This window comes from Paraburkholderia sp. SECH4 (assembly GCF_030511745.1).
In the GTDB taxonomy this organism is placed as follows: Bacteria; Pseudomonadota; Gammaproteobacteria; order Burkholderiales; family Burkholderiaceae; genus Paraburkholderia; species Paraburkholderia madseniana.
Window position 1 is genome coordinate 42,304 of sequence record NZ_JALOCP010000021.1, and the last position, 26,987, is coordinate 69,290.

The 26,987-nt window shown below is 60.5% G+C and carries 22 protein-coding genes; 16 read left to right on the forward strand and 6 right to left on the reverse strand.

Annotated elements, in window-relative coordinates:
• Window positions 1–43: 43 nt before the first annotated feature.
• The 4 genes from M0D67_RS25345 (at window position 44) to gltS (ending at window position 3,998) form a co-directional block, all read left to right on the forward strand.
• Window positions 44–484, forward strand: a complete 441-nt coding sequence (locus M0D67_RS25345) for an SET domain-containing protein (RefSeq protein ID WP_171926669.1) — start codon at window positions 44–46, stop codon at window positions 482–484.
• 40 nt (window positions 485–524) lie between these two features.
• The gene (locus M0D67_RS25350; RefSeq protein WP_266240228.1) at window positions 525–701 is read left to right on the forward strand and encodes a hypothetical protein; all 177 of its coding nucleotides are present in this window, start codon (window positions 525–527) and stop codon (window positions 699–701) included.
• Window positions 702–1,556: 855 nt separating this feature from the next.
• Complete coding sequence (gene nhaA / locus M0D67_RS25355) at window positions 1,557–2,771, forward strand: Na+/H+ antiporter NhaA (RefSeq protein WP_266240229.1); 1,215 nt, start codon at window positions 1,557–1,559, stop codon at window positions 2,769–2,771.
• Window positions 2,772–2,795: 24 nt separating this feature from the next.
• Window positions 2,796–3,998, forward strand: a complete 1,203-nt coding sequence (gene gltS, locus M0D67_RS25360) for a sodium/glutamate symporter (protein ID WP_171926690.1) — start codon at window positions 2,796–2,798, stop codon at window positions 3,996–3,998.
• Window positions 3,999–4,084: 86 nt separating this feature from the next.
• Here gltS and M0D67_RS25365 read toward each other — a convergent pair whose 3' ends face one another.
• The gene (locus M0D67_RS25365) at window positions 4,085–4,876 is read right to left on the reverse strand and encodes a carbonic anhydrase family protein (protein WP_233465140.1); all 792 of its coding nucleotides are present in this window, start codon (window positions 4,874–4,876) and stop codon (window positions 4,085–4,087) included.
• 487 nt (window positions 4,877–5,363) lie between these two features.
• Between M0D67_RS25365 and nuoN the strand changes: the two genes are divergently transcribed.
• On the forward strand, window positions 5,364–6,833 hold the full coding sequence (nuoN, locus tag M0D67_RS25370) for an NADH-quinone oxidoreductase subunit NuoN (protein ID WP_266240230.1): 1,470 nt from the start codon (window positions 5,364–5,366) through the stop codon (window positions 6,831–6,833).
• Between the two features lie 183 nt (window positions 6,834–7,016).
• Window positions 7,017–7,427, forward strand: a complete 411-nt coding sequence (locus M0D67_RS25375; protein WP_154566543.1) for a hypothetical protein — start codon at window positions 7,017–7,019, stop codon at window positions 7,425–7,427.
• An 82-nt stretch (window positions 7,428–7,509) separates the two neighbouring features.
• Here M0D67_RS25375 and M0D67_RS25380 read toward each other — a convergent pair whose 3' ends face one another.
• Together M0D67_RS25380 and M0D67_RS25385 are read right to left on the reverse strand one after the other, a co-directional pair.
• Entirely contained in the window at window positions 7,510–10,869 is a 3,360-nt protein-coding gene (locus M0D67_RS25380) for a mechanosensitive ion channel domain-containing protein (RefSeq protein ID WP_266240231.1), read from the reverse strand.
• 64 nt (window positions 10,870–10,933) lie between these two features.
• The gene (locus M0D67_RS25385) at window positions 10,934–13,459 is read right to left on the reverse strand and encodes a hypothetical protein (RefSeq protein WP_266240232.1); all 2,526 of its coding nucleotides are present in this window, start codon (window positions 13,457–13,459) and stop codon (window positions 10,934–10,936) included.
• A 245-nt stretch (window positions 13,460–13,704) separates the two neighbouring features.
• On the opposite strand from M0D67_RS25385, the gene M0D67_RS25390 reads away from it, so the two are divergent.
• Window positions 13,705–14,466, forward strand: a complete 762-nt coding sequence (locus M0D67_RS25390) for a hypothetical protein (RefSeq protein WP_266240233.1) — start codon at window positions 13,705–13,707, stop codon at window positions 14,464–14,466.
• Between the two features lie 50 nt (window positions 14,467–14,516).
• Here M0D67_RS25390 and M0D67_RS25395 read toward each other — a convergent pair whose 3' ends face one another.
• Window positions 14,517–15,500: a transporter gene (locus M0D67_RS25395; RefSeq protein WP_308112597.1), complete on the reverse strand. Its 984-nt coding sequence runs from the start codon at window positions 15,498–15,500 to the stop codon at window positions 14,517–14,519.
• A gap of 145 nt (window positions 15,501–15,645) precedes the next feature.
• Between M0D67_RS25395 and M0D67_RS25400 the strand changes: the two genes are divergently transcribed.
• On the forward strand, window positions 15,646–15,951 hold the full coding sequence (locus tag M0D67_RS25400; RefSeq protein ID WP_266240234.1) for a hypothetical protein: 306 nt from the start codon (window positions 15,646–15,648) through the stop codon (window positions 15,949–15,951).
• 118 nt (window positions 15,952–16,069) lie between these two features.
• Here the strand turns inward: M0D67_RS25400 and M0D67_RS25405 are convergent, their stop codons facing one another.
• Both M0D67_RS25405 and M0D67_RS25410 read right to left on the reverse strand, forming a co-directional pair.
• Window positions 16,070–16,810: an acetoacetate decarboxylase gene (locus M0D67_RS25405; RefSeq protein WP_266240235.1), complete on the reverse strand. Its 741-nt coding sequence runs from the start codon at window positions 16,808–16,810 to the stop codon at window positions 16,070–16,072.
• Window positions 16,811–16,849: 39 nt separating this feature from the next.
• Window positions 16,850–17,992 carry a patatin-like phospholipase family protein gene (locus tag M0D67_RS25410; protein ID WP_154566536.1) on the reverse strand — a complete coding sequence of 381 codons (1,143 nt, stop codon included), beginning with the start codon at window positions 17,990–17,992 and terminating at the stop codon, window positions 16,850–16,852.
• A 643-nt stretch (window positions 17,993–18,635) separates the two neighbouring features.
• Here M0D67_RS25410 and M0D67_RS25415 point away from each other — a divergent pair.
• The 8 genes from M0D67_RS25415 to M0D67_RS25450 all read left to right on the forward strand — a co-directional run bounded on the left by M0D67_RS25415 (window position 18,636) and on the right by M0D67_RS25450 (window position 26,987).
• Complete coding sequence (locus M0D67_RS25415) at window positions 18,636–18,785, forward strand: hypothetical protein (protein WP_266240236.1); 150 nt, start codon at window positions 18,636–18,638, stop codon at window positions 18,783–18,785.
• A gap of 296 nt (window positions 18,786–19,081) precedes the next feature.
• On the forward strand, window positions 19,082–20,182 hold the full coding sequence (locus M0D67_RS25420) for a sensor histidine kinase (protein ID WP_266240237.1): 1,101 nt from the start codon (window positions 19,082–19,084) through the stop codon (window positions 20,180–20,182).
• Between the two features lie 192 nt (window positions 20,183–20,374).
• Window positions 20,375–20,563: a LuxR C-terminal-related transcriptional regulator gene (locus tag M0D67_RS25425; protein WP_233468850.1), complete on the forward strand. Its 189-nt coding sequence runs from the start codon at window positions 20,375–20,377 to the stop codon at window positions 20,561–20,563.
• A gap of 160 nt (window positions 20,564–20,723) precedes the next feature.
• Window positions 20,724–21,110: a response regulator transcription factor gene (locus M0D67_RS25430; RefSeq protein ID WP_154566534.1), complete on the forward strand. Its 387-nt coding sequence runs from the start codon at window positions 20,724–20,726 to the stop codon at window positions 21,108–21,110.
• Window positions 21,111–21,264: 154 nt separating this feature from the next.
• Window positions 21,265–21,822, forward strand: a complete 558-nt coding sequence (locus M0D67_RS25435) for a lipid-binding SYLF domain-containing protein (protein WP_266240238.1) — start codon at window positions 21,265–21,267, stop codon at window positions 21,820–21,822.
• A 195-nt stretch (window positions 21,823–22,017) separates the two neighbouring features.
• Window positions 22,018–22,491 carry a YMGG-like glycine zipper-containing protein gene (locus tag M0D67_RS25440; protein ID WP_266240239.1) on the forward strand — a complete coding sequence of 158 codons (474 nt, stop codon included), beginning with the start codon at window positions 22,018–22,020 and terminating at the stop codon, window positions 22,489–22,491.
• A gap of 26 nt (window positions 22,492–22,517) precedes the next feature.
• Complete coding sequence (locus M0D67_RS25445) at window positions 22,518–23,726, forward strand: efflux RND transporter periplasmic adaptor subunit (RefSeq protein ID WP_266240240.1); 1,209 nt, start codon at window positions 22,518–22,520, stop codon at window positions 23,724–23,726.
• Window positions 23,727–23,738: 12 nt separating this feature from the next.
• Window positions 23,739–26,987, forward strand: a complete 3,249-nt coding sequence (locus M0D67_RS25450) for an efflux RND transporter permease subunit (protein WP_171926676.1) — start codon at window positions 23,739–23,741, stop codon at window positions 26,985–26,987.

A 26,987-nucleotide genomic window follows, 5' to 3' on the forward strand; every position in this document is an offset into this window, starting at 1 on the left:
ATGTCGCTTCTATACTGGCGCGCATGTCAATCGAGAGAACACCATGAGACGTGTGATCGTCCGGCGATCGTCTGTTCACGGCAGGGGCGTGTTCGCCGCTCGGCCGCTCGCCGCAGGCGAGCGCGTGCTGCAGTACAAGGGTGAAATCACGTCATGGCGCAATGCGGTGCGCCGTCACCGACGCGAAGGCGTTGATGGACATACGTTTCTGTTCGGACTATCGGACGGGACCGTGATCGACGGGAGTCGCGGTGGCAATAGTGCACGCTGGCTCAATCACGCCTGCGCCCCGAACTGCGAGACCATCGAGGATCAGGGACGGATTTTCATTCATACGCTGCGGGCAATCGAGCCGGGCGAAGAACTGTTCATTGAATATCTACTGGCGATTGACGATCCTGCGAATAAAGAGGTTCGGGCCCAGTACGCCTGCCGGTGTGCGGCATCGGGCTGCCGTCAGTCGATGCTGGCGGACGCAGCGTGAACGGCTGGCTGTGCCGGTAAGAGAGGGCAGCGCTGCTCCCGTGGAAAACGACCTCGTTGCGAGGCGGCCGAACGATGGCATTGTCCGGATCGGCGTGGATGTGGTTGTCCATATCGATGTGCTGAAATCACCATTGCCAAAGGGAGATGCCTCCGACGGTGCTGCTGGCGCAAACACGAAGAAACAGATGTCGCTGGATCTCGACGATTTGTGCTGACGTCGACGCCAGCGCGTATCGTCGACAGATACAGGGGAGCGGCCTTATGAAGAAGCGGAAGTTCGCACGGAAAGGGGCGGGTGAAGTGAGTCTGCCTGAACTGCTGGACCGGCTTGAACGGACATTGACCGAGATGCCAGCCCGCATTTCGGTCTGTAGAGCGCTGTCGGATCTGAACCGGCGACTCGGCTCGACCAACGGGAAAGCTGCTGCGCGGACCGGTCGAACCACGCCCTCGCGACGTCGACGCCAATCCGCTGTCGAATCCCTGCCACTTTTTTCTTAATCGTCGCTGGATCGGCCGACCTTTCGATCTCTGGGAATAACCCGGGACCATTCACCGGCCTCCGCGAATCGTTAGGGCAAGTCTCCTGCATCGGACCGAGTTCGGCCAGTTTGAGACACTGGCAGAGTCGGAGTTGTAGCGGAGAACGGCCGTTCACTCCGCGCTCCCCCTTTCGCAGTTCACCCTACCTATTCAATGATCTAGAAGTGCCTTTCCGGCACGCACATTGGACCAAGGTCCAATGGCGGCCTTTACACCAGACTCATAGCCTATGGGTTGGGGCGTGCAAATCCATGCGGATCCCATGTCCCGTCGCTGCGCAAGCGCCGTGGAACAAGGGCGAGCTGCGCTGGGCGGAAGCAGCGGTGAAGCGGGAGGAAATTTACGCGATCCAGGGCACTGATAAAGCTATTCAGTGAGACCTGCAAGCTCACAAGGGTACGTTTGCTCGTCGTATGCCACGCCACGGGCAAATAGCATTCAGCAGAACCATCTCGGCTGGATCAAGGCAGCGCGCTGGCGCAGGCTGGGATCTTCAAGAATCAATGCGTGGGTAACGGACGGGCACTGTGACCGGCAACGCGATTCGCAAGGCGACCGATGGCATCGCCGATTTCCTTAGACTGGAATCGGCGGGCGGCCTGCTGCTAGTGGCCGCAGCAGCACTCGCGCTGATCTGCAGTAACTCGCCGCTTCGACATGCGTATGACGATCTGCTGAAGATCCCTGTGGAAGTGCGTATTGGATCGTTTGCCGTCGCGAAGCAGCTACTGCTGTGGGTCAACGACGGTTTGATGGCTATCTTCTTCCTCCTCGTCGGGCTGGAGGTCAAGCGTGAGGTGATTGAAGGAGAACTGAGCACTCCCGCACAGGTCGTTCTACCTGTCGTTGCCGGGGTGGGCGGAATGGTAGTGCCAGCACTTATCTATCTCCTGTTTAACCACGGACATGGCGCGACCCTGACTGGCTGGGCCATTCCTACGGCCACGGACATTGCATTTGCGCTCGGCATACTTTCCCTCCTCGGCAAGCGGGTACCGGTGTCGCTGAAAATATTTCTAACTGCAGTGGCGATTGCCGACGATCTTGGCGCGATCGTGATCATTGCGCTGTTTTACACCGCAGACCTGTCCATTACGATGTTACTTTTCGCGGCCGTGGCCATTGCGCTGTTGATCGGCTTGAACCTGCTAAAAATCACGCGAATCGCACCTTATGTTTTTGTCGGCGTGATCTTGTGGGTATTTGTTCTGAAGTCCGGTGTTCATGCAACGCTTGCGGGGGTTGCAGTCGCTTTCGCCGTGCCGTTAACGACAGCGGACGCCCAGGGCCACGCGCCCCTGCACGAGCTCGAGCACAACCTTCATCCTTGGGTGGCCTTCGGTATTTTGCCGATTTTCGCTTTCGCAAACGCCGGTGTCTCGTTCGCCGGCGTTACGATGACGGCGCTGGCAGAACCGCTGCCGCTTGGCATCGCCGGAGGTCTTTTCATCGGCAAGCTCGTCGGTGTCTGTGGGGCAAGCGCCGTGCTGGTTCGGCTCGGTCTGGCCAGACTTCCTGAAGGAACCAACTGGCTACAACTGGTTGGCGTCGCCGCATTGTGTGGCGTCGGCTTCACCATGAGTCTGTTCATCGGCTCCCTCGCTTTCGACAGCCCCGAATATTTCACGCCCCTGCGGCTGGGCGTCATCGTGGGCTCGACACTGTCGGGCGTGACGGGTTATCTGTTGCTCAGGTTCGCGTCGGGTGACACCAGCGGAAGTCCGTCAGGCAAGGCTAACTAATCGGTCTACCAACCGGAGAGGAACATCGTGAGCCTCGACACCCTGGAAACGCTGATGGCCGCGTCGCTCGTACTTCTGCTCGGGAGGTGGATCCTCGCCCGGACACCCATACTGCGGGCTTACAGTATCCCCGAACCGGTAGTCGGCGGACTACTTGTCGCGCTGCTGGTTTTTGCGCTGCGCAGCGCCTTGAAAATCGACGTGCGTTTCGACACTGCGCTTCAAGTGCCGCTGATGCTCACGTTCTTCGCTACCATCGGTCTTAACGCAGATATCGCGGGGCTGAAAGCGGGCGGGCGGGCGCTGATTGTCTTTCTGGGCGCAGTGGTCGGGCTGCTTGTGATGCAGAATGTGCTCGGCATCGGCCTCGCCTGGGCGTTGGGGCAAGAGCGCATTCTCGGCCTGCTCGGGGCGTCCGTCACCCTGTCAGGCGGGCATGGCACGGGTGCCGCATGGGCCAAGGTGTTTGCAGAACGTCACGGGCTCGCATCGGCAACAGAGATCGCGATTGCCTGCGCCACGTTCGGCTTGATACTCGGAGGATTGATTGGCGGTCCGGTCGCGCGTTTCCTCATCACGCACTATGGCCTTGCTCCCAACCCCGAATCGAATTCCGCAGGCACGACCGGCTTCGAGCAGCCCAAAGCGGTGCGCCCGATCACCGCGGATGCAGTCATCGAGACAGTGGCGCTCATTGCCGTTTGCCTCGCGGTCGGCTCGGCGCTCGCGTCCTGGTTGAACGGCACGGCGTTCGAGTTGCCCGCGTTCGTGTGTGTATTGTTCGTTGGCGTCGTTCTTCGCAACGGGCTTGCTGTGCGCGGCTGGTATCAGGTCTTCGAGGACGCAACAGCGCTGCTCGGCAATATAAGCCTCGGACTCTTTCTGGCGATCGCACTGATGAGCTTGCGCCTGGGGGACCTGGCCACGCTTGCGCTACCCCTTCTCGCAATCCTGATAGTCCAGGCGATGGCCATGGCCGGCTACGCAATCTTTGTCACCTTTCGGATCATGGGGCGGAATTACGATGCGGCGGTGCTGGCAGCGGGGCACTGCGGTTTCGGCCTCGGGGCTACGCCAACTGCCATCGCGAACATGCAAGCCATTACGGGGCGATTCGGCCCCTCCCATCTGGCCTTCCTGATCGTACCGATGGTGGGAGCGTTCTTCATTGACATCGCGAATGCGATCGTGATCAAGTTGTTCCTGCTGTTGCCAATTTACGGGTAGAGATGGCGCCATTGGCCATCCCCGCGAACTATGTGCTGGCAATTCCACCAATCGAACGGCCTGGATTCCCTGCGCCACGTCCATTTTCAGACCAGGAATTCGACGACCCCACCGTTTAGGTGATACATCGCTCCAACAATTTTTACTTTTCCATCCTTCTCCATCGGGGCCAGCACGTTACTGCCATTTCGTATTGCGTCGATCGTGCGTCGAACATTGGTTTTCGCCACCGCATCGACAAATTCATAATTCTTACTGCTTCTGTCACCAGAGTATTGCGTCTCATCCACAGCCGGTCTGATCTTGGCCAGGAGACCCGTCAGGTTTCCCAGTTCAACGTGATCAATGGCGCCCTTGATTGCCCCGCATCCTGTGTGCCCCATAACCAATATAACTTTAGCGCCGGCCGCCGCACAAGCAAACTCCAGGCTTCCAATGAGATCCTCATTAGCGATATTGCCCGCAATACGCGCGTTAAAAGTATCTCCAATTTTCGTGTCAAGGACGATCTCGGCCGGAGCCCGGGAGTCAATGCAACTCAAGATCACCGCCGCCGGATATTGCCCGCCGGCAGTAGCTCTCTTTTGCGTCAAATAATCGTGAGGCAGCATTTTCCCCAAACGGAAACGTCGATTTCCCTGCTTCAGGTCCTCGATAATCTGGTCCGGTGTCAACTTGTCTCGCTCAGACTTCGATAGCGCCGCCGCGTAAGCCGATTCAACGCCCCCCATGCTTCCCGCCAGCCCAACGGCTGCGACGCTCAGGGCAGTCTTCAGTACGGTACGTCTTCCAACGCTGTTAGAGGACTCCGCCGGACAACAGTCAGTTTTCTGGTGCATTTCATTCTCCGCAAACAACCGCAAAACGATCATTGCCATCGGCATCACGGACGCTGTCGTGCGTCATTGGGCGATTATCTTCGCGGCCGCTCCCTGACGGGCGACAGCAGATCGCCATGCCACCTGCTCCGCAGCGTGTGGAATAGCCCTAAACGGATGGTATTTGCACTGAGGCTCCTAGGCTATTGGACTTTGGTCCCATGGAGGGACGAGCAAAGCTATGGAAACCGACCGTTCCATACACTGCGCAATTGGCCTAAAGTTCAATTGCCGGAAGCAGTAGGTCCGACAATACTTTACTGGATGCGCAATCAGGCAGGGTTTGGCCGTTGTGGGGGTGAGGCGATGTCTGAGAATCGGTATGAGGCGACGTCTGACGGTTCGAAATCGGACGACAGGCTGGGCAACAAGCCATACGGGAAGGAACTGGCCCAGCTTCACGTTGAAATGGTCAAGCTCGAGGAGTAGGTCGTGCACCATCACGATGATCATAAGCTAACCTGATTTCATAAGGGAGATAATGATCATGCAAGACGCACACATGCTGTTGCCCGACGCGCTGGTAGTGCTCGCGATCGCGATCGCCTCCCGGGTGGGAGACTTCTGCTCCGAAGCAACGAACCGGCGTCTTGCTTACCTCATCGCGCTCCTGTCGTCGACCGCGGCGGGCGTGTGGTTCGCGATCCAGTCATTCGATTCGCACCAGTACTATTTCTTCTCGCGGATGATCGTGATCGATTCATTCGCCAGCGTGATGAAGGCGGTCGTGTCGCTCGGCTTCGCTGTCTCGCTGGTCTATTCGCGTAGATACCTCGAAGATCGCGGCCTGTTCCGCGACGACGTGTTCCTGCTCGGCATGTTCTCGCTGCTCGGCCAGTTGATCATGATCTCGGGCAACCACTTCCTGATGCTGTACCTCGGTCTCGAACTGATGTCGCTATCGCTGTACGCAATGATCGCGTTGCGCCGCGACGTCGCGCAATCGAGCGAAGCGGCGATGAAATACTACGTGCTTGGCGCACTGGCTACGGGTTTCCTGCTGTACGGCATCTCGATGCTCTACGGCGCGACGGGCTCGCTCGAACTGAGCGAGGTACTGAAGGCGGTTGCTTCGGGCCGCATCAACGATGCCGTGCTGCTGTTTGGCGTGGTTTTCATCGTCGCAGGCGTTGCATTCAAGATGGGCGCGGCGCCGTTCCATATGTGGGTGCCGGACGTCTATCAGGGTGCGCCGACCGCAATGACGCTCTTCGTCGGCGGCGGTCCGAAGGTCGCGGCGTTCGCGTGGGGCCTGCGCTTCCTCGTGATGGGTCTGCTGCCGCTTGCCGTTGACTGGCAGGAAATGCTCGTGCTTCTCGCGGCGCTATCGATGATCGTCGGCAACATCACGGGTATCGTCCAGCGCAACATCAAGCGGATGCTGGCTTATTCGGCGATTTCGAACATGGGCTTCGTGCTACTCGGTCTGCTGGCGGGCGTTGTCGACGGCAAGGCCGGTGGCGCGGCCAGCGCGTACGGTTCGGCGATGTTCTACAGCATCGTGTATCTGGTTACGACAACAGGTACGTTCGGCATGATTATGCTGCTCGCACGTCGCGATTTCGAAGCCGAGACGCTCGACGACTTCAAGGGTCTCAACCAGCGCAGCCCGGTCTTCGCGTTCGTGATGATGGTGATGATGTTCTCGCTCGCGGGCATTCCGCCGACGGTTGGCTTCTACGCGAAGCTCGCCGTGCTCGAAGCGACGGTGAACGCAGGTCTGACGTGGCTCGCGGTGCTGGCCGTGATGACGTCGCTGGTCGGCGCGTTCTACTACCTGCGCATCGTCAAGCTGATGTACTTCGACGCGCCCCAGGACACGACGCCGATCTCGGCCGGCGCCGGCAACCGCACGCTGCTTGCGCTGAACGGAGTGGCTGTGCTGGTGCTTGGCATCGTTCCGGGTCCGCTGATGACGGCCTGCCTGCAGGCTATCTCGCACACACTGCCGCTGTAATATCCGCAGCAGGCTGGTTTACCCGGACGCTTATGATAGAAATTCACGCGTACCTTGTTCATCCCCCTAACCCGGCCGGGATGTATCCTCTAGACAGCGCGTCGCGGTTGCAGCGAACACGCGAGCATGGAAAGTGCGTTCAGCGATTTCGGGCGCGACGCCCGGAGTAGTAGCGGTGATGACATGAAGCGTATTTATGCAGTGATTGTGTTGTGCAGTGCGTTGGCAGCATGCATATCGGCGGGTGTCGACGTCAAACCAGAGCAGCTGTCGAGCTTCAAGCAAGGTGTGACTGGCCTTGACGAGGTTGTCGCCGTGCTTGGATCTCCAACGGCACAGACCACGCTAAGCGATGGATCGACCGTGCTGATCTATTCATTCGTCACATCGAGGCCTCGTCCCGAAAGCTTTATCCCGCTCATCGGTCCGCTCTTCGGCGGGGCCGACACGCAATCTTCGACAGTCGTGTTCGAGTTCGACGAATATGGCGTTCTCACGAGTCAGCGCAGGACGACATCGAGCGGTGCACAGGGATTGAGTGCGAAGACGCCCGGCACGCTGCCGCAATCGGATGAGCCTGGTCAAACGAAATAGCTTGAGCCCGGCCTGTCCGCGAATGCGAGAGATCTGGCGCTCGGCAAGATCAGAAGGCTCGCTATGACAGGTAATCCATTGATTAGCGAGAGGCTGTAGCATCCGCTGCAGTTCCGTCCTCCGTGCGCGGTACCGCGTCGTGCGCCGGCAGCGCCGGGAGTGCGGACTTGAGATGCACATCGCGCTGCGGGAACGGAATTTCAACTCCCGCCTGCCGCAACTCACGTTCGATCGCTGTGAGCACATCGTGGGTGGCGGGAATCCGTCGATTCACGCCCTCGACAAAGAAACGCGCCTCAAAATCGAGTGAACTGTCACCGAAAGCGAGGAAGAATACGCTGGGGGCGGGATTCGTCAGGACAGAGGGCACGGAGAGCACGGCTTTCAGGATCGATTCGCACGCAGCCGCGGTGTCGGATCCATAGGCGACGCCGACCTTCAGCACGACCCGCGTAATGTGATCGCTCAGCGTCCAGTTGGTGACTCGCTCCGTGATCACGGTCTTGTTCGGTATCACCACTTCCTTGCGATCGAAGTCGGTCACTGTCGTGGCACGCGCCTGCACACGGGTCACGACGCCGGTCACGTCTGCGACGGTCACGGTATCGCCGACGCGGATCGGCCGCTCGAACAATATGATCAAACCGGAGACGAAATTTGCGAAGATTTCCTGCAGGCCGAAGCCGAGGCCTACGCCCATGGCCGCGACCAGCCATTGAATCCGGGACCAGTTGCCGCCCAGCACACTAAACACCGTCATCACCGCTCCACCCACAATGACGTAGCGGGCCACGGTTCTGATGGCATAGCGGCTGCCGCCCGAGAGCCGTGCCCGATCTGGGAACGCGATATCAAGGAAGCCGCCGATGTTTTTGACCGCAACGACTGCGATAAATCCAATCGTCAGGGCGAGCATCACGCCCCCGAGGGTGACGGTGCGCTCCACCGTTTGCCCCTCCTCGACATCGGCATAGGTCCAGAGAGAAATCTCGTTTAGCAGGCTCAGACCCGGCAATGCTCCGTGCCAGACCACCAGCACGGCAACCACCAGAAGTATCGCGGACAACGCACGCAACAACCGCGTCGCCTGGGCTCCGATCGAGGCCAGGTCGGGGCGGTCCAGGTTCTTGCGCGCCCCGTCGATGAGGACGTCTGCCTCCCGATCCATGCCCTGTGTCCGCGCGCGCTCAAGCTGGTTGCGCCGGTCGCGCAACCAGCGCGCCGTCAGAGTATGGAACAGCGCGATCGCTGCCGCAGCGAGGCCACTGATCAGCGTGAGCCGACCGAAGACCTGCGCAGCGTTGTAAAAGCCAGCCGCTGACAGTACCGCAAGGGACAGCGGCACCACACAGGCGAACACGTAGGCAGCATATTTCATGACCACATTCCGGTCCTCCGCGCCTGCACCGAAATACCGCGAGAGAACCGGGCCACCCGGCCGAAAGGTCACGCCGATTACTCCGGCGAACACGATGAGCGCCAGCATATGGGTTAGGCGCCCCAGTGAGGCCCGTACGATGAGATCGTCATACTGGGATGCGGCTCGGTTGACGAAGCCTAGCGGCACCACGAGGAACGTGAACACGCGTGACGCGCGGCGCAACGCGCGCACGGATTGCGCCTCGAGTCCGAAATGCAGTTGGGCAATGCCATCAGGACGAAACAGCCTTGAGAAGAACAGCCCTATGAGTACCCCCCACGCCGTTGGGTCGAGCCCCTCGCCGACAGCATTGGCAAATTCTGAAGCCGTCGACGAGGCGACGATCAGGTTGCCGACCGTCCAGATGGCCAGCGGCAGCGGCACAACGACGAGCAGGGTTGTGCCAAGGGCCTGTACTGTGGCGGTGACGTCGGGGTCGCCCTCTGCTCCCTTGCGCTCAGACAGGTGCCGCAGACGCGCAAGCAGACGCTTGCGCGTCGCCAGGATGGCGAACACGGCGCCAAACAGGACAAGCACCTGCAGCAAGCGTTGCTTCGCCTGATCCTCGATGGTTTCACCCACCTCGCGCCAGCCCGTTGGCGAGGCTAGCCACAACAGCGTCTGCGGCAAATCGCTGAAGGACCGTTCGGACAGGGGAGCCACAGGCACCCAGAACAGCGCCTTGTCGATCAGGCTGCGATAGTCTTGCGCGATGCTCAGGAGCTGGTCCTCGGCGGCGACGAGTTCATCCAGTGTGTTCAGGTAGGTTCGCTGCGAAGTCGAAAGCCGATCGAGCAGTTCCCTGCGATCCGCGATCAGCACTAACGCTTCGCCGCGCACGGCCGCCAGTTCTGCCGGGCGCGTGCGCGCAGCCTCTTTGCGCATGACGGCGTCGAGCTCCTCGTCCGGGTTCGCGAGGCGACGTTGTTCGCGCTCGACCTGGAACGCAGCCGCAGCGATTGACTCAGCGGCGCGCGCCCGTTCGCCGCGCGCGCGACGGAACTGTTCCGCTTCAGGCAGCGCGGCAGCGCGCTCCGCGAGCACCCGGGCCATTGATTCCGTGAGCTTGCTGCGCGCGAGGCCGAGGCGCGCGCGCTGAAAATCAACCGCCAGCTGTTCCGCCTCCGCCGTGCGCCGATCGCGAGCCTGCCGCAGCGACTCGATTTCTTTCGCCGTCCCGGCAAGCTGCGCCGAGCTTTGGACATTGGCCGCCGCCAACCGATTCAAGGTGGGACTGCGGTCCACCAACTGTCGTTGGCGCTCGGAGGCATCCTCCTCGGCTCGCCGGGCGTCATCTACGCGACGCTGATCGACGAGCGCCACCAGCCGCTTCAGGTCAGCATCGTCGCGCTGCAATTGCGTCCGAATCACTTCCCGCCGCAGTTGCGTCAAACGGGCCAATAGAGGTTGCGCATCGATGCGGCTGCGCAAGGCGTCAGCCTGAGCTTCACGAACCAGCAGCGCAGCCCGCCTGGACTGTATCTCCGTCATTGTGAGCAAGGTCTGACGTGATGCACCTGAGGCCGTCTGGATCTCTTCGCGCAACCGCTCCAGACCGGCTTGCGCCTCGCGCTGCGTGTTGCGCAGCTCCGCGGGCTCCGTGTCGACACGTTCGATTTCGAGGTCGAGCATCGCGAGTTCGGCGCGCGCTGCGGCCTGGCGAGTTTCGGCCTGGACCCGCGCCTGCTCCAGTTCGTTGAGTGTGCTGCCGGCACGCGAAGGGCCGGCAATCGCCTGGTCTGATTCAGCGCGCAGTTTTTCCAGTGTCCGCTCCAGGTCACGAATCTGGTCCGGCGCATCGCGCATTAACTGACGATAGGTCTCCGCCTGGGCACGCAGTTCGGGAACACGCTCCATATCCGCGAGCGTTGCGCGGGATAGTTCCGCGATGCGTGCCTTGGTGGGCACATCGACGTCCTTGCGGACCTCTGCTTCCCGGGCCGTGCGCCGCACCTGTTCGACGGTCAGGTCAGTGTTCGAACGAACAACGGGAGGTTTCGCCAGCGCGACTACAACCGTCATGGCTGCTCCGACCAGCAAAAGCCGCGCGATGGTCAGGGGACGAACCAGACGGATTTTGTCCGGACTACTGTCGACGGAAACCACCACCGCCACCCCTTGCGCCGCCCGCGCCGTTGGCCCTCCGGTCGAAACCGCCTCCCGATTGCGCGTAGCGTTGACTCTGGGTCGCACCTCTCTGACGATTCTGCATGTCGTTGTTCAGCTCTCCAAAGGAGGGCTGTGCGCTGGTCCGGTTGATTCCACCCGCAGCATTTTGAGGCTGGGCAGCGGCCCTGCTCGGCGGTGCTGGCGTGCCGCGCTGCTGCTGAAAGTTCTGGGCGCTTTGCTGAGTGGTCCGGGGATTCGCCGGCTGGGTTCCCGCGGGGCGTTGCTGCTGATAGCTCTGGGCGCTTCGCTGAGTGGTTCCGGCCTTACCGGACTGAGCCGCTGCGGAGCGCTGCTGCTGATAGTTCTGCGCGTTTTGCTGAGTCGCGCCGGTATTCGTCGCGGGGGGCATGCGCTGGGACTGCGCGGCTTGCGCTTTTTGCGGCGACGACTGCGGGCTGGGTTTGTTCACATTGGACCAGGAACCGTTATCGTACTTCTGCCAGCTCCCACCGGTGTTCTTGTACACATTGCCATCACGCCCGGCGTAAAGGTCGCCATTTGCGGTCTTACCGGCTACGGCACGGCCGTTGGCGGTGCTTCCAGCAACCGCCTTGCCGCCTGCCGAATTCTGATAAGTCCCGACCGTGCCCTTCGCTGTGGTGGTGTGCTGCGTCGCCGCCCACTGGTTCCCCTTCGTCACGACAGAGCTTCCCCACTGGCCGTACGCGTTCGATCCCTGACGGGTAGCGGCATAAGCGCCGGTGTAGGGGTTATAGGCCTGCGCGACACTCGCGCTGCCGTACTTCCCGGAAGCCGTGGCGCCGCGCGCGTATGTACCGGTATAGGGATTGTACGAGGCGCCCCACTGCGCGCTACCCGCCGGGCCGTAGGCACTGCCGCGTACGCCGCGCGCGCCTGTATAGGGGTTGTAGGTCGGGTATCCATACGGCGCGGGACGCGGATAGTAGATGGGATACGGCCCGTAGCCCACGCGGACATAGGGCGGATAGTAGTAGCCGTTGCCTTGCGCAACGATCGCGCCGACGGCGGCGCCTGCGATAAACATGCCGAGATATCCAGCGGTATAACTAGCCTGGATAGACCCGCCCGGCACGACCTGTTGTGTCACGTAAGTGACGTTATAAACGGGCGATGCCGGCGGGATCGTATAGATCACCTGAGGCACTGAACTGCTGGTTTGCCAGGGGCCGGCCGGCGACGGCGAATCGAACCATACGCCCCGCGAACAAAGGTAGTAGTGGTTCTGTACCTTGATGATCTTGTCGGGGGTGTTGGTTGCGTAGGCGAGTGGGGTGCCTTCGATCGGTGCGAAATTCGGCTCGCCGCTGTATGCGACCTTGATCTCAGCCGCTGCCGCAGCAGGGTTGACTTCAACCGTGGTCGGAATCTGGGCGAGCAGCACCGCGTCCTTGGCCTCCGGCGTGCCCGGTACGGAAGCGAGGACTCGCGAGGCAGCGCTGTCGCGAGGAATGTTGGCGAAATCGGCCGGTAGCTGGTTCGTTGCAAACGTCCATGGCCCACTGGGGTTGGGCGACGAAAACCAGCGGCCTGCCGTCAGATAATAGTAGGTCTTGGTCGGCGTGTAGACGAACACATCGCTATCGGTATTCTTCGCAAACACCAGTCCTGTGCCGGGGATTGCGGTGTAAACCGGTTGGCCGTCGAACACGATCAGCTCGGCCGGCGTACTGCTGAAGAAGACCGCCGGCGGCTTCGCCGAGTTCTTCGCAGACGGCGGAATGAAGGGCTTCAGGTCCGTCCAGGTGGGGTCGGCGGGAATCTTCGTCATCTTGGCTGGGAGCGTCTTCGTTTCCGCCCAGCCGGTTTTCAGGTCGGTCGACGTCATCCACGACTGACCGGTGAACAGGTAGTACTGGTGGGCGGCATTGTCGACGAACAGCGGCCAACTGGCGTTGACGACGAATGAGACATCTGAATTCTGGATCGGCGCGGGCACCGGGTCGCCATCCACAAACAGCAGTATCGCCGGCCCGAAACTGACAAAGATGGTCGGTGGATCGCTCTTGATGGCTACGACGGGTGCTGCCTGTTTTTTGTCGATGCTCGCCACCAGCCGATCCATCGACAAGGTTAACGACGCCTGCGGATTGAGAAATTTTCGCACTGCTTGATCCAGCTTCTGGCTCGTTGCCTGGTCCGCACCGGGGAAAGCGGTACCGGTAATTTGCGGACTGCTTAGAAGTACGTTGCGGCTGTCGATATCCACATCAGTGTGCATTTGCAACGTGATCACGCCCACCTGTGGTTTGCCGCCGCGCGGGGTGATCATAATCGCCATTCGACCGGTCAGTTCCCTGAAGTCTTTCCAGTCGTCGATCTGTGGCTGGTAATAGGTGAGGGTCGCGTCCTCCTGGACCATTTCACGCGGCCAACCAGGGTCTTGTGTCGCGGCGCGGATCGGCTGCATGGCCGACAACGCGAGTGCCAGCGCCAACATTCGGATGGGCAGTCTGGAAGTCACGATGCTTTGCTCCTGTCCGCCTCACGGCACTTCCGCAGCGCGACCCGTGCCAGGGACGGAAGGCGAATGAGCAGACACGGGGTACGGATGCTGGCGGCCGGGTCGCTGTTGCCGCCAGTGGTGCAGCTAAAAAGATAGGTTCACTACAGCGCGCATGCAATTGGACCTTGGTCCAATTGCATGCAGCCGCGCAGCGAGCAAGATGCGCAACAGTGAGCGTAATACCAGAATCGGAGGATTGCAGGGTGAACCACCTCGCCGTTGCGTTGATTGTGTTCGTATGCGTTGTCGGCAGCGCGCTGCTGGGTTCGTATCTGCGCGTCGTGCTGCCGCAACACCACCTTAGCGATGAATCGATCAGTGTTGTCAAACTGGCGACCGGTCTGGTCGCTACCATGGCCGCGTTAGTGCTTGGCCTGCTGATCTCGTCGGCGAAAGCCTCGTTCGACACGACAAATAGCGAAGTTGTACATAGTGCCGTTGACATCGTGCGCCTTGATCGCGTCCTGGCCCGATATGGACCGGAAACGCAGGAGATTCGCGGCTTGCTTAAACGTATCACTGCCGTGTCGATCGAGGTGCTCGCTTCCGGCGATCCGTCGCAGTTGGCGGGAATGAGCGGGCCCGATGCAGTGGAAAGGGGAGAGGACTTCCAGCGCAAGGTGGAGGAACTCTCGCCGCACAACGCCGTGCAAGGTCAATTGCAGGCACACGCCCTCCAGATCGTCGATGAAGTGTTTGCCGCGCGCTGGCTGGCGCTACTCCAGCAGAAGGGCTCGATCCCCGTGCCGCTGCTGGTGGTTCTGGTGTCCTGGCTAGCCATTCTCTTCGGCACGTTTGGTTTGTTCGCGCCTCGCAACGGTACGACCATGACAGCGCTAGCCATGTGTGCACTGTCGACTGCCGGCGCGATCTTTATGATTTTGGAAATGAACACGCCTCTCAATGGGATAGTCAGAATCTCGCCTGAGCCCATGCGCGCAGCGCTCGCCATTCTTGGCCAGTAGCCGCTCGATCGCGCGGGCGTTGGCTCTGCTAGTCCCGCACTCAGGCACGATCAGCGATTGAACCAGCGGTATTGGAGCGCGACCGAGACGGTCTGGAAATTGCCGCCGACGCGTGTTATCAGCCCACGCGACCACGCGAGCTTTGCGGACCACTTTTCGGTAAGCGGCACCGACAGCGTGACGCCGTAGCGCACACTGCGCTGGAGGTCCTGATCCTGGGCGCCGTTCACGCTTGTCCGGCCGCCCGTGAAATACGTCGCGTCCGCGGCGAGCCAAAGCCCGGGGCGCCAGGTGTAGCCGCCATGCAACTGGAATTCGGGTATCGGATCCTGGCTGCGCCTGCGTCCGCCGAAAAAATCGTTGTTGTCTGTGAAGAACCACGCGCCCGCTGCGCCCTCCACGAACCAGTTGCCAATCGGCTGGGACAATCCGATTTCTGGTTTGAACGACCATCGGTTCGACCCCACGTTGATCAGGCGGGACGGCACGTACTGCCCTGTCGGTGCCACGACGCTCACACTGACACCGAGGACCGTGGAGGGTTTGCGCCGCGCGAATTCCTCCGGTGTGAGCGCCGGATCGCCCAGCAGATTCAGAGCGACCCTGAACCGCACGTCGCCCAGTCCTGATCGATAGGCATGCTCCGGCCTACCCTCGACGTCGCCAGTCACATTCGCACTGGCGTACGGGACCGACACCGCAACGCTTGCGGTATGACCAGCGACGCCGAAGCTGTGCGAATAGCCGAATGCATACGTGTTGATTTTGGCCTGCACATTGGCAATCGGCAACGAAGGGTCCACCGAGAAGCCGCCGCTCGATCGTGCATAGTCGAACACCACGAAATTCGTGCCGACAGGCGCAGCCGAATAGGCGCGTGGTTCCATTTCCTGGGCACTTGCCAACGCGGACCAGAGCAAAGCAACACCGACACGCACCGGCCGAAAGCGCCGCGCAGCGCGCGTTGCCGAACGGATCTCAGCCTTGCAACCCGATGTGACTGTGTGATTCGAGTCGATCGATGGTTTCGGCATTGTCGTGACGTTCGTCTCTGATTGGTGTATGAGAAGGCTGGATCATCGTTGCTCGCAATAGGACCAAGGTCCAATGTGCATTCGACCGCATGCGACTAATCTGGAAGATGCGCCAGTCCGGTCGCGTCGTTCCTGGGAGAGAGTCATGACGAGTTCTGTACGCACATTCGCGGTTCTGCTTACGTTGGCGTGCGCCGTGCTGTCTTCGAGTGCGTTCGCGGAGTGCGCCACTAACGCGCGCGGCGAGACCGCTTGCGGCAACGGACAGACGGCCGGCGGCTATAACCCGAATACGGGTAACGCGTGGAAGGCCCAAAAGAATCAGAACGGCGTCACGACGACCCAGACGAGCAAGGGCGGAGAGGCCAAGACAAAGAACGGGAAGGGCGTGTATAAGAGCCCGAGTGGGAAGACATGCTATCGGAGCGCCAACAGTCAGGGATGCAATTGAATGCATGAAGCTAGTAGCCGTTTGCGCGCGCGGTGCTACTGTGGCTTTCCTCGCGCGCAGCTAATCCAGTCGATAACAGGCCGCCGACAGATCGTAGGCTTTTCGGCGACCCGGACCTTTATTCGGCGAGGTAGTCGTGCACCACGGTGCCAAGGCCAAGTGTGAGGTCTGACAGGATGTGCACGCCGGATATCACTTCAATGACAGGCAGCGACGCAACGGGCGCGAGTGCGTGGTTGAACAGTTCAAGCGCGGCAGGACCTTCCCATGCTCCCTTCACCGTGATGTCCTCGCAGAAATAGCGCACCAGTTCGCAGATGCGTGGCGAGCCATCCACGTGTGGAATGATCTTGAGCAGAAAATTGGGCGCGGACAGCGACGCGAGGATCTGGTCGTGCGGTAGCGCGCGATGCTTGTAACCCATCGTCGCAAGTGCGATCGGCACCGGGCCGTATCTCAGGATGCCGCCAACGGTGTCCTTTTCGACTCGCAACTCAGGTGACGCGAGCTTCTTGGGGAATCCCCATATTTCGCGGCCGCCGGCGATCGGCGGTTCGTCGTCGAGAAACATGGCGTGGACGTAGCTGCCTCGCTGGCCCCGAAAACTGACCGGAATCACCTGGCCGCTTTCCGTGTAGTCACCAAAGCCCGTTGAATCGGGCATCCGGATGAATTCGAATTTTACGAGCGGCTCGGTCATTTCGAGGGGAGCCGGAATGACCTCGGCCAGGGCGTCAGGATCGGTCCGGTAGGTAATGATCAGGAACTCGCGATCGACAAATCGATAAGGGCCGGGCGGATACGCCGGACTGGTGAGCGGCATGGCAAACGCGCGCTCCTTTACGTCGGCTTCGGTCATGTTGCATGCTCCTTATGTCGGCTGCGATAGCCCGACGTGTTACTTGGTCAGGTCGTAGATGCGCACGCCATTACCCAGATCGGTAGCATGGCGCCATTGCGGGTTGGAGATCGCCCTGCGGGCGTCGCTGTACCCAAAGTCCCACAATTCCATCACGGTCGCGCGTGAGAATTCGTAATCCTTAAAGCTTGACGAACGCGTGTTGTGCCGGTTGATGAAATGGACAAGGGCGACGGCGCCTCGCGTGCTGATAGCGTCAAGCTTCTGAACGTCGGGGTCCGTTCGAAGCTCGGGTGGCAGCTTGTCGAGCAGCCGGTGCAGCGAGTTGCGAAGTTCTTCGATTTCGCTGACTCGGTCCGTATTGACGCGTGTCTTGCTCGAGTACTGGATGTCCTTCATGCGCTCCTGCACTTCCCTGATGGATTTCGGCAGTTCGCCTGCGCCGCTGAATACGTCGACCTGCAAGATCAACGCGCTCATCCTGTAGTCCTCGTCCAGCACGTACCAAAGCGGCGAATTGCATGCGATACCGCCGTCCCAATACCATTGTCCGTCTATATGAACAGCGGGAAAACCCGGAGGCAGTGCTCCGCTTGCCATCACATGCTCTGGACCGATCTGTGTCTTGTTATTGTCAAAATAGACCGAGTTGCCGGTGCTGACGTTGACGGCGCCCAGCGAAAGGCGGACCGCCTTCCGGTTGATCAGATCGAAGTCGACCAGTTCTTCAAGAGACGCCTTGAGCGGGCCGGTGTCGTAAAGGCTCAGCGCATCGAAGTTTCCCTGAGGCGAAGCAAAAGGCGCCGGTAGACGCGGCGAAAAAAATCCCGGCACACCAAAAGCGACTGAGGATGCCGCACTCATGAAGTTGAATAGTGGGCGGACTGGATCGAGCGACAGGGGTGGCACAAATGGAGCATGCGCCGATACGCGCTCCCAGAACTGCCGCAGTCGCGCGACACGCTGCTCAGGCGGGTTGCCCGCGATCAGTGCGGCATTGATCGCGCCAATCGACACGCCAGCGATCCAGTCGGGCGAAACCCCCGCTTCGGCGAGGCCGGCATGAACGCCGGCCTGGTATGCCCCGAGCGCGCCACCGCCCTGCAGGACCATGACGGTATGGTCGAACTTGCCCCAGCTTGTGGTCGGATTTGATGGTTCAGCCTGGTGTGCTTTTGCCATGACTACCCCACAAGTGAAGAAATGTTTGCGCAAGCGTTGCCGCTTCGTCGTGCTACGACCACCCCCATGGTATTTTTCTCGCAAGTTCTGTTTCATTTAGGTGTTGCTTTACGGATACATTGAGAATTCCTTAAGAATTGCGTCGGCTGCGAATCCCTGAGCGAGTCGGCTATTACGTCATTAAAACTACATACACTGCCGCGTGCTGGCAATTGGACTTTGGTCCCATCCAGCAGTCATCCACAACACAGGCATTCAGGTCAAAACATAGATGAATGTGCCGTGCGTTATTTACTATTGTCCGACCGCAGACTAGGATTAATTGACCGTTTTGTTCTATCCGACCGCGGAAGTTCTAACTGAACCCTTTTAGGGGCGCGCGGTGCCCGATTCTGCTGCTAGTCAATCACTGAATAAATAGAAGGATGATGCGCTGTCATGGCGACGACCCGGCAGACCGCCCGTGAGGCAGGCCGGGGCCGCCCAGTCACGAGGGAATCATGATTCTGCATGCCCAGGCCACTTCGCAAGATCTGGTTGCGGCAACCGGCTTCCGGATTATGGCGCATTGCATCTCGTCGAAATCCAGAGTGAATTCTTTCAGCACTTCTCCCGGTACCAGCCTTTGAGATGGAGTCTGGCGATGAGCATCGTCATGCCCGTGATTGTCGTGCTGGAAACGACCCTCATTCTGTGGTTGCTGGTGGTGTTGGCGCGACGCCAGGGGGGGCGGCATCGATTGCCAGTATTAAACCGCCAGGTAGTTCTGCGCACGCAGAGCGCGTTCTGCTGAGCCTGGATGCGATGTTTGCACGCATTGCGAGAACGGTGGTCCAGGCGGGCTCTTTCCGCTCGTTGGCGAAAACAAGTCCGTCAGGCGGCACCGGTGTGGAGGCATCTCGCGGCGCGGGAGTTTCTGGTGTGACGGAAGCCGGCCAACGTGGGCCGCGCGCAGGGCATCCATCTACAGATGAACCTGGCGCGGCTGCTTCCGCGAGGGTGGTTCGCCGGGAAGCTTGTACGAGTGACGGACGATCGACGGACATACCGCATGCCCAGGCAGCCGCTCCGGAACGCAAGAGCGGCGAGATGTGTTTTCGCGAAGCGCTTGTATTATTCCCGTTTGCGATTCTGATGCTGGGTGAGCGTGGCCGCATGGTCATGGTCAATCCGCAGGCTGCGAAGCTGTTTGGATACGAATGCAGCGAAATGATCGACAGACCTGTCGAGCTGCTGGTGCCTGACCTGCGTTTCGAAAGCAACGCACCCTTCTGGACGGACCGGTTCGCGTTACCCGACCTGCGCGGCGCGGCGCCTTTGCAGGAACTGTCCGCACGGCGCAAGGACGGCGTGGTGTTTCCCGTGGAAATCGGGTTGAATGCGTTTCGCTTCGACGACGATTGCGTGACGCTCGCTTTTGTCATCGACAGGACAGATCGCTATGAGCTGCACCGCAACCGTCAGGAGCTCGCGCATCTGACGCGCGTCTCCACCATGGGGCAACTCGCCTCCTCGCTCGCCCACGAGCTGAATCAGCCGCTCACTGCGATTCTGAGCAATGTGCAGGCCGCACAACGCTTCATGACCGCCGACTCCATCGATCTGGCGGAATTGCGGGAAATCCTCAATGACATTGTTCAGGATGACTATCGCGCCAGCGAAGTGATTCGGCGCATCCGCGCGATCGTCAAGAAAGGCGATCTTGAAGTCGCGCCGCTCAATCTCGCGGGGGTGGTCCGCGACGTGGTTCTGCTGGTGCACAGTGACGCGATCGTGCGAGGCACGCGTTTGATGCTCTACATCGACGAGACACTGCCGCCCGTGCGCGGCGACAGGGTGCAATTGCAGCAGGTCATGCTCAATCTTCTGCTCAACGCATTCGACGCGATGAACGATGTGCCGCCCGTTGACCGGATGGTAGTGGTAACGGTCAAGCCTCAGGGTAGTGACATGGTGTGCATTGCGGTTCGCGACAACGGGCAGGGACTGACAGCGGACAAGCTGGATAAGATATTCAAGCCCTTCTTCACATCAAAACCCCAGGGGCTCGGTTTGGGATTGTCGATCAGCCGCTCCATCATCGACATGCACCGCGGGCGACTCTGGGCCGAAAACAACACCGATCGAGGCGCGACGTTTTATGTCACGCTGCCCGCGAATGCTGCGACGCCGGACGACGAGTCGCGATAAAGGCCATGACACATTCTGATCTGCTGGTATTCGTCGTCGACGACGATTCAGTGTGCCGCGCGTTGGCACGTCTGATCCAGTTCGCTGGCTATCGGGTAGAGACATTCGGTTCGGCCCGCGCATTCCTGGACAGGATCCGCGCCGAAACCCGTCCTGCGTGTCGGAAGGCTGACACCTCGCGAGCGGCAAGTGATGGCGCTCGTCGTGAGTGGCCGTCTGAACAAGCAGGTCGCCGGCGAACTGGGCACGGTCGAAAAGACGATCAAGGCTCATCGCGCGCGGGTGATGGCGAAAATGGAAGTCTCGTCGCTGGCCGAACTGGTCCGCGTCGCCGAGAAGGCCGGCCTCGGCACTGCCGCCGAACCACACGCGTCGCACTAGGCCACATTCCGGCGCGAACGGCGGACGGTGCGGGCGGATTTTTCGCGCTCTAGCACCTACTCGGGACCAAGGTCCAATAGCGGCAAACCTGCCTGACTCGTAGTCTGTCGTATGGAGGAGTGCACTTGCGCGCGCACTTCCGGACACCGGACTACGTTCAATGGGAAAACTCAAACCATTCGTTGTTGTCGTCGATGACGATGAATCGGTGAGCCGAGCGATCAAGAGACTGTTGCGCTCAATCGGAATCGCCGCCGAAACGTTCGCAAGCGGCGACGCGTTCCTCGAGGTCCTGTCGTCGATGCCGTCATATCACCCTGACTGCGTCATTCTCGACGTGCAGATGCCAGGGTTGAACGGGCTGGAAGTCCAGCGGCGCCTGGCCGGCACTGGCATACCTGTCATTTTCATCACCGCCCACGACGATATCGGCGTGCGCGAGCACGCGCTCGCGGCCGGCGCGGTCGCTTATTTGCGCAAGCCGTTCAACGACGAACTGTTCGTCAAGACGGTACGCGCTGCCCTTGAAGGCGATCAGCCACCGTAGCGCAAGCCCATGCGTTTGCGTATTCAGGCGATATGGGACCAAAGGCCAATTGTTTTAACGGGACGCAAACACCACTATTCACGTTGCCCGCGAAGAATTTGAGGCGGAAACGCATTTCACACCGTGGTGTCAATTTCAGAATGGAGCACGCATCATGATCAAGTACCTTCGGCTAATTCTCGCGGTCCCCCTCCTTCTGTTCGCCGTGGCGTGTTCGACGAACCCGACTGTTGCCAATGGTGGGGACCCCGAGATGGACGCGCAAGCACGTGAGGCACTGCAGCAACTATTCGACAGCACTCCGAAGGCGAAGGATCTCCAATACCAGGCGAAAGCCGTCGTCGTGTTTCCGAGCATCGTCAAGGCTGGGTTGTTAGTCGGTGCGCAAGGTGGAAAGGGCGTGATGTTTAGCCCGGATGGCAGGATCCTCGGGTATTACAGAGTGCGCGGGCTCTCATACGGGATGCAGGCAGGCGCACAAACCTTTTCGGAGGCGATGTTTCTCATGACCGATTCGGCAATCACTGAGCTTACGAGTGGCACCGGATTGTCCGTTGGTGTGGGACCGAGCGTCGTGGTGGTGGATGCAGGGATGGCGAGGTCGATGACAACTACGACAATGAAATCAGATGTCTATGCGTTCATTTTTGGCCAGCAGGGTTTGATGGCTGGTCTGGGCGTTCAGGGGCAGAGAATTGTTAAGTTTGAATAGTGAAGTGCGCAATATCCCCGTGCGGTTATGGCCACCGATGCTCTAACCCGAATCACCTCGGTAATGCACGCCGCGCCGGACGCGCGATCGGGAAACCTGCTCGGCAGAGCCGGGAAATCGCTCGCGCGTTGCGCGGACATTGACCGCCGGTAGCCAGTAAGCAGGTCGACCGCAGATCATTGAGGGCCTCAAGCCATGCAACGAATGCAGCAATTCGCAATTGGTCTGGTGGTATGGGTGCTGACGTTCGCGGCCGCCGCGCAGCAGCCCATCATCTATCCGGCCAAGGGGCAGAGCGCGCAGAAGCAAGACACGGATACCGCCGAGTGTCAGCTATGGGCGAAGCAGACGACCGGCGTCGATCCGGTCGCGATTGCACAGCAATCCGGACAGCCGGGCGCTGCACCAAAGCAAGGCGGAGCGGTCAAGGGCGCAGCCGGCGGCGCCGCCCTGGGCGCGGCAGTGGGTGCAATCGCCGGTAATGCCGGTAAGGGCGCCGCGATCGGAGCGGTCACCGGAACAGCGGCTGGCGGCATGCGCCAGCGCCGCGCCAACCAGGCGGAGGCCGCGCAGCAGCAGGCGGGTCAGCAACAGACGTCGCAGCAGATGGCGACCTTCAACCGGGCAGTGGCTGCTTGCATGACCGGCCGCGGCTACACGGTTCAGTAGACATCGATCGGGACGGGGAGACAGCCATGAGCAGAAACCGTCTAGGTCTTGCGATTGCCGGGCTCGCCGCGCTTGCGCTGTGCGCCGCCTGTCACAAAGCCGCTACGCTGCCCGCCGCCGGAGCGATCGAGGTCACCGTGATGCCGGTGGTGCAGAGCGACACCCCAGTCGATTTCGAATACACCGCGCAAACGCAGAGTTCTCGCGAAGTCGAGATTCGCGCGCGGGTGGACGGCTTTCTCGACAAGCGGCTCTATACCGAAGGGCAATTGGTTCACGCCGGACAGACCCTCTTCCAGATGGACGCGAAGCCTTTTGACGCGGCGTTGCAAACCGCCAGAGGCCAGCTCGCCCAGCAGCAGGCGCGTCTAACCGTCGCGAAGGCGAATCTCGCGCGCGTGATTCCGCTCGCCGCACAAAATGCGTTGAGCCAGAAGGATCTCGACGACGCAACCGGCAATGAAAAGCAGGCGGAAGCCGCGGTGATCGCAGCTCAAGGACAGGTCCAAACCGCCCAGTTGAATCTCAGCTACACGACTATCAAGTCGCCGCTCACCGGTTTGTCCAGTTTCGCGAGGCAACAGGACGGCAGCTTTGTCACCGCCTCGGCTTCGGGCTTGCTGACCTATGTCTATCAACTCGATCCGATGTGGGTCAACTTCAGCGTTTCGGAAAACGAGTTGTTGAAGTTCCGCGAAGAGATCACGGCAGGCCGTTTGCGGTTTCCGGCCAATGACGACTTTGAAGTCACGGTGATCATGGCGGACGGCACCGAGTTTCCTAACCACGGTCATATCAGTTTCGCCAATCCCGCCTTCAGCACCGAGACCGGCACGTTCCTCGTGCGGGCGTCTTTCGCAAATGAGAAAGGCCAGTTGCGTCCCGGCCAGTTCGTGCGGGCCCGCGTGTCCGGCGCTTCCCGGCCGAAGGCGATCCTGGTGCCGCAACGTGCGGTCTTGCAGGGAGCGAAAAGCCACTTCGTGTGGGTGGTCGACAACGACTCCAAGGCGCATCAACGTGTCGTGGAAGTGGGCGAATGGCATGGCGACGACTGGTTCATCACCGAGGGGTTGCAACCGGGCGAGCGGGTGGTGGTGGACGGTGCAATCCGTGTGGCCGCCGATGTGCCGCTGAAAATCGTCGCGGCGCCGGCCGCGCATGCGGCGGCCAACGTGCCGGGAGGCGGGGGGAGTAGTTCGACGGGACATCCGTCCGACACGACCGCCGCGCAGTAGGGGACACGCGACATGAACATCTCCCGTTACTGCATCGACCGCCCGATTTTTGCGTCGGTGATTTCGATTGTCATCACGCTCGGCGGCGCGGTGGCGATGTTCAACTTGCCGATCGCGCAGTATCCGGATGTCACCCCACCGCAGATCACGATTTCCGCCAATTATCCCGGCGCGAATGCCGACGTGGTGGCCAACAACGTGGCCGCGCCGATCGAGCAGCAGGTGAACGGCGCGGACAACATGATTTACATGAACTCGTCGAGTTCATCTACCGGCAATCTGACTGTCAACGCGTACTTCCAGATCGGCACCAATCCGGAGCTGGCGCAGGTGGACGTGCAGAACCGCGTGAACCTCGCGTTGCCGCAATTGCCCTCTTCGGTGCAGTCACAGGGCATTCAGGTGCAGAAGAAATCGTCGGCGTTCATGATGGTGATCGCCATCTATTCACCGGGCGATCGCTACGACGCGACGTATATCGCCAACTACGCGAATATTTACGTGCTCGATGCGCTCAAGCGCATTCCCGGTGCGAATCAGTCGGCCATCTTCGGTACGCCCGATTACGCGATGCGAATCTGGCTAAAGCCCGACCGCATGGCACAACTGGGTATCACGGCGGGCGATGTGCAGCGGGCGGTCGCCAACCAGAACCAGCAGTTCGCCGTGGGCCGTCTCGGCCAATCGCCGACCGGCGCGCCGGTCGAGCAGTCGTTCGCCGTGACCACGACAGGTCGCCTGAGTGAACCCGAGGACTTCGACAACATCATCATCAGGGCAGCCAACGGCGATGCCGCGATTGTGCGTCTCAAGGACATCGGCCGCGCCGCGCTGGGCCAGAAGGATTATTCGATCCGCAGCCGCTTTCAGGGCAAGCCGGCCACCGTCATCGCGGTATATCAGCAACCTGGCGCCAACGCACTCGACGTCTCGAAGCAGGTCCACGCGACACTCCAGGAAATGAAAAAGACCTTTCCTGAAGGCCTCGAATACGACATCGCATTGGACACTACCGACTTCACGCGCGCGTCGATTTCCGATGTCGTGCACACGTTTTTTGAAGCGCTCGTACTCGTGGTGATCGTGGTGTTCGTCTTCCTGCAAAGCCTGCGCGCGACGCTGATTCCGGTTCTGGCCGTACCGGTGTCGATCATGGGCACGTTCATGGGAATGCTCGCGCTCGGCTTCTCGATCAATATGCTGACGCTATTCGGCATGGTGCTGGCCATCGGCATCGTGGTGGACGACGCGATTGTGGTGATCGAGAACGTCGAGCGGAATATGAACGTGCACAAACTCAGTCCGAAGGAGGCCGCCAGGCGCGCGATGGACGAAGTGGCCGGCCCAGTGGTCGCGATCGTGCTCGTGCTGTGTGCGGTGTTTGTGCCGGTGGCCTTTCTCGGCGGCATTACGGGGCAGTTGTACAAGCAGTTCGCCATCACCATTGCGATCTCGGTCATTTTCTCCGGGGTGGTCGCACTGACGCTGTCGCCGGCGCTGGCCGCCTTGCTGCTGAAGCCCGGCCACCATGAGAAGAAAGGCTTCTTCAAGTGGTTCGACAGGAACTTCGCGAAGATGACGCACGGCTACACGTCCGTGGTCAAACTGGTGATCAAACGCTTCGTGGTCGCGCTGTTGCTGTTCGTCGGCATGATCGCGCTGGCGGTGGTGATGATGCGCACCATTCCGACCTCGTTCCTGCCGCCTGAAGATCAGGGCTATCTGCTCGGCGCGGTCATCATGCCGGACGCGGCGAGCCTCGATCGAACCGGCGACGTGTCGCGGCGCGTGACCGATTACTTCATGAAACAGCCTGCGGTAGGCAGCGTGACGATCGTCGACGGCTACAGCCTGCTCGACAGCCAGAACAAGAATAACGCTAGCACGTTCTTCATCGGCTTCAAGAGTTTCGATGAACGCTACAAGTTCGCCAATATCAGGACCCAGAACGCGAAGGCGGTGTTGGTCGACGCCTACGAGAATCTCTCCAAGGTCAAGGAAGGGATCATCCTGCCGGTCAATCCGCCCTCGATTCCGGGGCTCGGCACGACGGGCGGCACCGAGATGTGGATTCAGAGCAAGGGCGATGCGACCACGTCGCAGTTGGCCGGCGTGGTGGACGACTTCGTTGCGAAGGCGAAAAGCCGGCCGGAACTGGCGCGTGTCACGTCCACGTTCAATGCGTCGTCGCAACAGTTGCTGGTGGACGTGGATCGCGACAAGTCGGAAACGCTCGGCGTGCCGATCGAAGAAGTGTATAGCGCGATGCAGACGATGTTCGGCTCCCTCTACGTCTCGCAGTTCAACCGTTCGAGCCGGTTGTGGCAGGTCATCCTGCAGGCCGAACCGCAGTACCGTCTCACGCCGCAGGATCTGAACCAGCTTTACGTACGGAGCAAAACCAACAACATGGTGCCGCTGAAGGCGGTGGTGAACTCGAAGTACGTCACCGGCCCCGATCTGATCACGCGTTTCAACAATTTTCCGGCGGTCAAGATTACGGCGAATGGCGCACCAGGCTACAGCTCCGGGCAAGTCATCAATGCGCTCGAGGAAGTGGCTGACCAGGTGATGCCCGCAGGCTATGGCGTGGGCTGGAGCGGTGAGGCGTACGAAGCGCGGCAATCGGGCGGCACCTCGGGACTCGTGTTCGTGTTCGGTCTCGTGATGGTGTTCCTGATTCTCGCCGCGCAATACGAGAAGTGGAGCCTGCCGTTCGGCGTGCTGCTGGCGGTGCCGTTTGCCTTGTTCGGGGCGCTGCTCGCGATTCTGTTGCGTGGCCTCGAAAACGACGTGTATTTCCAGATCGGCCTGACCATGCTGGTCGCGCTCGCCGCCAAGAACGCGATTCTGATCTTCGAGTTCGCGGTACTCAATCGCGAAGCAGGCGAGTCGGTGTACGACGCCGCAGTGACGGCGGCAACCGAGCGGCTGCGGCCGATCGTGATGACCTCGCTCGCGTTCATTCTCGGTTGCGTGCCGCTGGCCATCGCGCTCGGTGCGTCGGCCAACAGCCGGCATTCGATCGGCACGGGCGTAATCGGCGGCATGCTGGGCGCAACGGTGATCGCGGTGTTCTTCATTCCGATGTTCTTCTACGTGCTCGAAACCATGTCGGAAAAGAGCGGCGGCAAGAAGACGCCGGGTGCGAGCGGCGGGCAGGCGGGTGATGGCGGTTCCGGTCCCGATCCCCTTCCGGTAAAGCCTGCGGGCTCCGGCGGCCCTGCGGTCACGCCTTCCGCGCAACGTGAGGGCGACTGA

Coding starts and splice junctions, on each gene's coding strand:
- M0D67_RS25430 (WP_154566534.1), top strand. CDS start 20,724: ATGGGAAAACTCAAACCATTCGTTGTTGTCGTCGATGACGATGAATCG.
- M0D67_RS25375 (WP_154566543.1), top strand. CDS start 7,017: ATGAAGCGTATTTATGCAGTGATTGTGTTGTGCAGTGCGTTGGCAGCA.
- M0D67_RS25405 (WP_266240235.1), bottom strand. CDS start 16,810: ATGACCGAAGCCGACGTAAAGGAGCGCGCGTTTGCCATGCCGCTCACC.
- M0D67_RS25425 (WP_233468850.1), top strand. CDS start 20,375: ATGGCGCTCGTCGTGAGTGGCCGTCTGAACAAGCAGGTCGCCGGCGAA.
- M0D67_RS25420 (WP_266240237.1), top strand. CDS start 19,082: ATGTGTTTTCGCGAAGCGCTTGTATTATTCCCGTTTGCGATTCTGATG.
- M0D67_RS25365 (WP_233465140.1), bottom strand. CDS start 4,876: ATGGCAATGATCGTTTTGCGGTTGTTTGCGGAGAATGAAATGCACCAG.
- M0D67_RS25400 (WP_266240234.1), top strand. CDS start 15,646: ATGACGAGTTCTGTACGCACATTCGCGGTTCTGCTTACGTTGGCGTGC.
- M0D67_RS25410 (WP_154566536.1), bottom strand. CDS start 17,992: ATGGCAAAAGCACACCAGGCTGAACCATCAAATCCGACCACAAGCTGG.
- M0D67_RS25395 (WP_308112597.1), bottom strand. CDS start 15,500: ATGCCGAAACCATCGATCGACTCGAATCACACAGTCACATCGGGTTGC.
- M0D67_RS25440 (WP_266240239.1), top strand. CDS start 22,018: ATGCAACGAATGCAGCAATTCGCAATTGGTCTGGTGGTATGGGTGCTG.
- M0D67_RS25435 (WP_266240238.1), top strand. CDS start 21,265: ATGATCAAGTACCTTCGGCTAATTCTCGCGGTCCCCCTCCTTCTGTTC.
- M0D67_RS25450 (WP_171926676.1), top strand. CDS start 23,739: ATGAACATCTCCCGTTACTGCATCGACCGCCCGATTTTTGCGTCGGTG.
- M0D67_RS25345 (WP_171926669.1), top strand. CDS start 44: ATGAGACGTGTGATCGTCCGGCGATCGTCTGTTCACGGCAGGGGCGTG.
- M0D67_RS25380 (WP_266240231.1), bottom strand. CDS start 10,869: ATGACGGTTGTAGTCGCGCTGGCGAAACCTCCCGTTGTTCGTTCGAAC.
- M0D67_RS25415 (WP_266240236.1), top strand. CDS start 18,636: ATGAGCATCGTCATGCCCGTGATTGTCGTGCTGGAAACGACCCTCATT.
- M0D67_RS25445 (WP_266240240.1), top strand. CDS start 22,518: ATGAGCAGAAACCGTCTAGGTCTTGCGATTGCCGGGCTCGCCGCGCTT.
- nuoN (WP_266240230.1), top strand. CDS start 5,364: ATGCAAGACGCACACATGCTGTTGCCCGACGCGCTGGTAGTGCTCGCG.